The sequence below is a fragment of the Amazonocrinis nigriterrae CENA67 genome, assembly GCF_016056305.1.
Classification (GTDB): Bacteria; Cyanobacteriota; Cyanobacteriia; order Cyanobacteriales; family Nostocaceae; genus Amazonocrinis; species Amazonocrinis nigriterrae.
The window spans coordinates 11,281-19,060 of the sequence record NZ_JAECZC010000080.1 but is presented as its reverse complement, the minus strand read 5'-3'; the positions used below and the strand labels follow the sequence as shown (position 1 = coordinate 19,060).

5 protein-coding genes are annotated in these 7,780 nt (G+C 42.5%); 3 read left to right on the top strand and 2 right to left on the bottom strand.

Going from position 1 to position 7,780, the window contains the following annotated elements; all coding sequences use genetic code 11:
• The first annotated feature begins 119 nt into the window (after nucleotides 1–119).
• Entirely contained in the window at nucleotides 120–1,604 is a 1,485-nt protein-coding gene (locus I8748_RS27830) for a site-2 protease family protein (RefSeq protein ID WP_198127751.1), read from the top strand.
• Nucleotides 1,605–1,823: 219 nt separating this feature from the next.
• On the opposite strand, the gene I8748_RS27825 is transcribed toward I8748_RS27830, so the two are convergent.
• A complete protein-coding gene (locus I8748_RS27825; RefSeq protein WP_198127750.1) occupies nucleotides 1,824–3,074 on the bottom strand; it encodes a glycoside hydrolase family 10 protein in 1,251 nt (416 codons plus the stop codon).
• Between the two features lie 611 nt (nucleotides 3,075–3,685).
• Between I8748_RS27825 and I8748_RS27820 the strand changes: the two genes are divergently transcribed.
• Nucleotides 3,686–5,800, top strand: coding sequence for a hypothetical protein (locus tag I8748_RS27820; RefSeq protein ID WP_198127749.1), 2,115 nt, complete (start codon nucleotides 3,686–3,688; stop codon nucleotides 5,798–5,800).
• 267 nt (nucleotides 5,801–6,067) lie between these two features.
• Nucleotides 6,068–6,730: a Uma2 family endonuclease gene (locus I8748_RS27815; protein ID WP_198127748.1), complete on the top strand. Its 663-nt coding sequence runs from the start codon at nucleotides 6,068–6,070 to the stop codon at nucleotides 6,728–6,730.
• Between the two features lie 45 nt (nucleotides 6,731–6,775).
• Here the strand turns inward: I8748_RS27815 and I8748_RS27810 are convergent.
• Nucleotides 6,776–7,780: sulfate/molybdate ABC transporter ATP-binding protein (locus I8748_RS27810; protein WP_198127747.1), on the bottom strand; the 1,005-nt coding region annotated here is incomplete at its 5' end.

Sequence of the window (7,780 nt, the reverse complement as noted above, 5' to 3'; positions counted from 1 at the left end):
TCCCCCCATCTCCCCATCTCCCCTGCTCCCCTTGTCCCCATTGAATCGTGTAGGCTGATAAGTGTATCTCTAACACCTGACTAATTCGGGCTTGGTATTTCACAGCGATGGGTTTGGAAATGTTTACTTCGTCAGAAACTCTCATCATTGGGACACTTTTGCTAGTAGCTTTGGGAATTTTAGGTTGGGGCTTTTATCGCGCCAGACCTTTTGGTAGGCTGGGAATCTTAGCCTGGTTGCAGTCTGTAGTGTTAATGACTCCCTGGCTGCTGTTCTTTGGTTTGTTCGCAGCCGGAATATATATCAACATAGTTGGTGTATTATTCTTGGTGGTGGTTTCTGCTGGATTGTACATCTTCTTAGGAAGACAATTGCGATCGGCTGGTCAAGAGGCCATACTCAGGCAAAGGGCAACTGAAAGGCTGGCGGCTGATTCCTTACAAGCAGAAAATACCCCACAGCCAGTAGTTGCAGAATTGCAAATTGAAGTCTTGCCCATTCCAGAAGAAGACTTAAATGCAATTAAAAGCATTTTCGGTATCGATACATTTTTTGCCACAGAAACCATTCCTTACCAACAAGGAGCTATTTTTAAAGGCAATCTCCGAGGAGAACCAGAAGAGGTTCACAACCGTTTGTCTGCAAGTTTAAAAGTGAGACTAGGTGATAAATATCGCCTGTTTTTAGTGGAAAACACTGATGGAAAACCTGTGGTGATTGTTCTACCCAGCAGTAATGACCCACAACCGTCGATGTTACCGCAAAAAGTCTTTGCAGGTATCTTGGCTGTGGCAACTATCGGCACTAGTTTTGAAACTGCGGGACTGCTGCTGAATTTCGATTTATTTGCTAATCCAGAACGGTTTACGGAAGCTTTACCTATAGGCGCTGGCATATTAACGATTTTAGTAGCTCATGAAATCGGTCATTGGTTACTTGCACGTCGTCACCAAGTCCGCCTCAGTTGGCCGTTCTTTTTGCCTGCCGTGCAAATTGGGTCTTTTGGTACAATTACTCGCTTTGAGTCTCTGTTGCCCAATCGTAAGGTATTATTCGATATTTCTTTGGCAGGGCCAGCTTTTGGTGGTATCGTTTCTTTATTAATGCTAGTCGTTGGCTTACTGCTTTCCCACCCAGGCAGTTTATTTCAATTGCCCAATCAGTTTTTCCAAAGCTCGATTTTGGTGGGTAGCTTAGCGCGGGTTGTCTTGGGTTCGGCTTTACAGTCACCCCTAGTGAGTATTCATCCCTTGGTAGTGATTGGTTGGTTGGGGTTGGTAATCACTGCTATAAACTTAATGCCCGCTGGACAATTAGATGGTGGTCGCATTGTCCAGGCAATTTACGGACGTAAAACCGCAGGACGGGCGACACTTGCAACTTTAATTTTGTTAGGAATAGTAGCTCTTGCTAATACTCTGGCTTTATATTGGGCATTTGTGATTTTGTTCTTACAACGGGATTTAGAACGCCCCAGCTTGAATGAAATCACCGAACCCGATGATGCCAGAGCCGCTTTAGGTCTTTTGGCTCTATTCTTAATGATTACTACTCTTTTACCCCTAACTCCCGGCTTGGCTGGGCGGTTGGGAATAGGGAGTTAAAGTGCTGAGTGCTGAGTGCTGAGTGCTGAGTGCTGAGTTAGGAGTTATGAGTTAGGAGTTATGAGTTAGGAGTTAGGAGTTAGGAGTTAGGAGTTAGGAGTTAGAAGTTAGTTGTCAGTTGTCAGTTGTTAGTTGTCAGTTGTCAGTTGTCACCTCACCCTCTCATCTCCCTTGCTCCCCTGCTCCCATGCTCCCCTGCTCCCCTGCTTCCCCTGCTCCCTACGGTTTCCAACCTGTGAGCAAATTCGGATAAGCCACTGGCGTGGGGAAGATTTGCTGAAAACTAGATTGGCGCTTGAGGGCTGGTTCTTGGCTGAGGTTCCATAGGGTTTCATAGAAGAAGAAGGAAACGCCGGCAAAGTTGCGATCGCGCACTTTTTGCACTTGTGTCTGAATCTGGGCGATGGGTATCGATTTGTTTTTCAAGCCGGCTATAATACCGATACTTACAGGTATATGTTTTTGTGCTGCTTTGACTTCTGGATACTCTAATTCGCTGAGAAACACATTCAAATCATCACGATATATCTGCAATACTAATTCTTCAATTAGTCCCATCCGTTCCCATTTCTGCCAGTCTGCTAAAAAGAAGCTGTATGAGATACGTTGGGGATTTGGTGCAACGGAAACAAGACAGTCTTTTTTATTGGCTTTGATGGCTGTAAATACTCGCTTCATGAAGTCGGTGATTTTGTTAGCCCGCCAACGCACCCATTCTGGATCTTGAGGGTTTTTAGAAGGAGCTTTTCCACGGTGTTCTTTTTTGTATAAGGCTACTGTATAGGCATCATAGCCTAACTCCGAAGGTAAGCCAAAATGGTCGTCAAATTGAATACCATCAATATCATAGTTTTTGACGATTTCAACAATTAAATCTTGAATGAATTGTTGTACATCTGGGCGAAAGGGACTTAACCAAACGCGGTCATGTGTGCCTTCTTTAACAATCTTTGTACCGTTGCTGCGGCTGGTAAGCCATTGGGGACGATTTTTGGCTAAGAGGGAATCAGCAGGAGCCATAAAGCCGAATTCAAACCAGGGAATTACCGTTAACCCTTTTTTATGTCCCTCGGTGACAATTTCTTGCAGCATGTCACGTCCTTGCAGTCCTGGTGTGGGATCTAGCGATCGCCCAATCACTTTAGCTGCAACTTTGCTGGGATACAAAGTATACCCCCAATTCCACACCGCAGGATAAACTGTATTAAAATTTAATTCATCGAGGCGTTGTAAGGCATTTTTCAGGCGATCGCCTTCAAATAGCACATCACTATCAATATTTGTTAACCACACTCCTCTTAACTCTGTGAAGAGCGATCGCGCTGAAGTAGTTTGAGCGTTCAATGGTAAGGATAATATCACCGTAACTACTATGCTCAAGCTAACTATCACAGCAAACAAAGCCGATTTTTTATTTGGAAGAATATTCCACCTAAAAAACTCCACACACCACTTTACAAATATTTGCATAAATTGCTACAACCATCAAAAAACGAATCATGATTAATGATTGGTATATTTTGACAGAAGTTGCATTGTTGTCTACTGATTGAGAATTGGGAATTGGGAATTGGGAATCGGGAATGGGGTATTAGTTATTCTCCCCTGCTCCCCTGCTCCTCTGCTCCCCGTTCGGCTGACGCTCACGGCGAAGCCTGCTCCCCTGCTCCCTCCACCTGGCAATTTTGGGTTGGTCGAGTACTAGTCCCCAGTACCCAGTCCCTAGTTACTTAATCTTCATCGACAGGTATAAATCTTGAAGATAAGTAAGTCGGTGCGAATAAACAAAATTGTGTTACAAAATGTAAATGTACTGGAAATCCTTATTAATGACTAAGTACAAATGACGACCTTTACCAGTTAGCTTTATTTGCGCCGACCTACTGAATATAAATTTCAAGGAACAAATGATCTATATATCAGCGTCTGGTTTCATATCTGCCTTGAAACACAGAGACTCAATTAATCTCTATTAGTTAAGTTTTGGGATCACTGAAATTTTGTTCCTAATTGCTAAATTTTAGGAATTAATCATTTAGGTTTTGATTAACTACTAAGATAGACATCTTATCGTAAAAACTATGCCGAAAAATTATCATACTACCAATCAAGCCCGAATTATTACTGCTTTAATTTTGACTGGCATTTTGTCAGTTGCTAGCGGACTAACCTTGAATAAAAACGCTACAGCCGCTTCTGCCAACTCATTGCCGGAAACCACTAATGAAATTAGCAAAGATAATCTTAAATTAAACCGCTTGCCAGCTTCCGTAGCTAAGGCAGTGCTGCAAGATTTAGCCCGCAGAGAGCAAGTTCCAATCACAGAACTCAAAATTGTTGATTATAGTCAAAAGACCTGGCGTAATGGTTGTTTAGGATTGCCTCAACCTGATGAATTTTGCACCCAAGCACTAGTTCCTGGTTGGCAGGTTGTGGTTTCTAATGGTAGACGCAAATGGACTTATCATACCAATAGCAACGGGCGATCGCTGCGTTTGGCTACGCCTGTGTCATCCTCAGATAACCTACCAAGTCAATTACCTGCATCTGTGAGAAATAATGTTTTACAAGCAGCATCCAGACGTTTGCAACAACCAATTTCTCAATTAAACATTATTCAAGCTCAACAGCAAACTTGGAGAGATGGCTGTCTAAATTTAGGAGGGATAGATGAATTATGTCTTGCAGCTTTAACGCCTGGTTGGCAGATAACAGTGAGTGCTGTTGACCAAGTTTTGGTTTATCACACCAATCAAACAGGTTCCGCTATCAGGGTGAATGAAAAGGCTAGTGAAACTACTGGGAAAAAATTGCCTGCCAATGTTAGAAACGCTGTTTTGCGTCAAGCAACAGAAGTGTCAGGATTACCAAGTAGAGCATTAAGTATTGTAGACTTTATCGAGACTGATTGGGTTGATGGTTGCGATCGCTCAACTTATCCTAATCCTTGCGATCCAGTTTTATTGCCAGGTTGGCAAGTAACTGTAGGTGCTGGCAATCAACGCTGGTTTGTTCTCTCTAATCAAGATGGTTCACGAGTTAAACTTGTTAACAGCAATAATCCAGTAGCAAATTTACCACAGTCTATTGTAGATCAGGTGTTGGCAGATGCATCTAGCCGAGCCAGAATCAAGATTGCAGTCAGTGCAAAGAATATTATTGAAGCAAAACAGGTTGTTTGGAGTAATGGCTGTCTGGATTTAGCCGGTGATGTTTGCACTCTTGCGGAAGTACCTGGTTGGCGGGTAACTGTAGCCATTGACCAACAAAAATTTGTTTATCACACTGATAACTATTCTCAAGTCAAGTTTAATCCAGTTGCGAGTCAAATTATTGGTGATGCTGGTACTGTTCAACCTGTACCTATTCCCGCCAGTGAGTTACCACCACCTCTAGATCAAGGTGTAGTATTTCGGGAAATCTCTAGCGGTGGCTTCGCTGGTAGAACTTACGAAACAGTGTTACGCCAAGATGGGCTTTTGATTCGGGTGCGGATTGGTGATGCTAATGATTCAGAACGGAGTGTACGCCGTATTTCCCGCGAACAGGTGCGACAATTTGAACAATTACTCAAACGTTCTCGATTTGTGAAATACACGAATTTGAGTTATCCAGCCCCTAGTGGCGCTGCTGATTACATTACCTACACTGTTACAAGTCAACAGGGTACAGTTCAATACAACGATATTTCTCAAAGTAACCTGCCGCAGAATTTACAGTCAGTAATCAAAGCCTGGAATCAAATTAAGAACTCTCAAGACTCTAGTGACAATACAATTCAACCTGTTCCCATTCCCGCTAGTGAGTTACCACCACCTTTGGATCAAGGTGTAGTATTTCGGGAAATCTCCAGCGGTGGCTTCACTGGTAGAACCTACGAAACAGTGTTACGCCAAGATGGGCTTTTGATTCGTGTGCGAATCGGTGATGCTAATGATTCAGAACGAAGTGTACGCCGAGTTTCTTTACAAGAGGTGCGACAATTTGAACAATTACTCAGACGTTCTCGATTTGGGGAATACAGAAATTTGAGTTACCCAGCCCTTAATGGTGCTGCTGATTACATTACCTACACTGTTACAAGTCAACAGGGGACGGTTCAATACAACGATATTTCTCAAAGTAACCTGCCAGAGAATTTACAATCAGTGGTCAACGGTTGGAATGAGATTCTCAGGAACGCCCAATCATTGTAAAAGCTTAAGCGATCGCAAGTCATGATTTTGAGTTACTGGCGATCGCTTTTATCAGTTTCGCTTTAACAAGAGTTAAGTGATACTTCAAAACCCCTTAATATCATTCACTTCCAAGACGAAAAGTTGAAGCGATCGCTTTTATCCTCTACCTTCAGAAATCGCCATAGTGATGAAATTAAAACCAAAGTCTCTTACAAACAGACTGAGTTACCTTTGAATAATGGAAAACTGAGTTTAAACCTAGATTTTGGGGGTTAATAACTGCTTATGTTCAACTACAATCCTTTAGAATGCCTACCTTCATCAGCAGAATTACCAGATTCAGATGATACTCCTGTGGATAACGAACTGCAAATATTAATTCCCAACTTATTGTTAGGTATCTTAGCCTCAATTTGGCAAAACCGCGATGACTGGTTTTTCGGCATTAACATGGGAGTTTATTATACACCCAGTAAGAAAGCCATAGTTCCTGATGGTTTCTTGAGTTTAGGGGTGGAACGTTTTGTTGGAGAAAATGGACGTTCCAGCTATGTTTTTTGGGAAGAAGAGGGAATTGCACCAATTTTAGCTTTAGAAGTTGTTTCTCAAACTTATAATGGCGAATATGAACAAAAGAAAATAGACTATGCCGAATTAGGCATTTTGTATTATGTCATTTATGCACCAATGCGGCTACGTCGCAAGCGTCAACGTTTAGAAGTTTATCGCTTAGTTGACGGTCAATATATTTTACAACCAGGCGATAAAATTTGGATGCCGGAAATAGGTTTAAGTATTGGACGAGAACAGGGTACTTATCAAGGAAGAACACGAGAATGGTTATATTGGTATGACGAGAACGGTAACAGATACCAAACTCCAGAAGAACAATTACAAAATCTTTTAGCCAGATTACAACAGCAAGGGATTGACCCTAACACACTTTAGATATTTGACCGTGCCGATTTTAAATTTGAGATTTTAGATTAAAAATTATTCCATCAAAATTAATCGCAGAGAATCTAAACGAACGTACCACGGCAAAGGCTGGTCTTTCATAATCGCCCATTTTTCCTTGAACACTTCCGCTTGCAGATGAAAATCATTAGGATTGCTAGGAGAAGAATGCAGTTTGATAAACAGCGTCATCCTGTGGGGCGTTTCGCTAGTCCTCACCAGCCAGCAGGGAAAGGTGTTCTCTTGGGATGAGTCACTGGTAAAAATTAACTGATGGGCGCGAATTCCTACGAAAGATAACTGCTTGGGAATTGGTTCTATCACTCGCAGTCTGCAACCCCAGTCAATAGCTTCCACTTCTTGAGATGCTTTAACGACAGCCTTTGAGAAGTTCTTGCAACCTGTTAATTGGGCAACGCTGACAGTAGCGGGACGCTCAAAAATATCTTGTTTAGTCCCATACTGTATCGCTTTTCCTTGCTCCATGACCAACAGGTTGGGGCAAACTCGGTAAGCCTCTTCCATATTGTGGGTAACAAACAGCGTGATACCTTGATAAGAGGCTAATGTTGTCACCATTTGCTGCTCTAATTGACTACGTAAGTGAGTATCCAGTGCCGAAAACGGTTCATCTAATAACAGTACTTCAGGTTGACTTGCCAAAGCTCTGGCCAGTGCTACCCGCTGTTGCTGACCACCAGAAAGTTGATGCGGATAGCGATCGCCTAATCCCTCTAATTGTACTGCTAATAGCTGGGCTTGCACCTGCTGCTTAATAGCTAATTTAGAAAGTCCTTTAGGCAAGCCAAAAGCAATATTTTCTGCCACAGTCATGTTCGGGAACAGCGCATAATTCTGTACTAAAAGACCAATGCGGCGATCGCGACTCGGAATGTTAATCTTTTGTTGAGAATCAAATAATACCCGTCCATTCAAAACAATACGACCTTTGCTTGGTGTTTCTATACCAGCAATACACCGTAGAATCATACTCTTACCAGCACCAGACCCCCCCAATAATCCCAAAGCCTGCCTATCAGC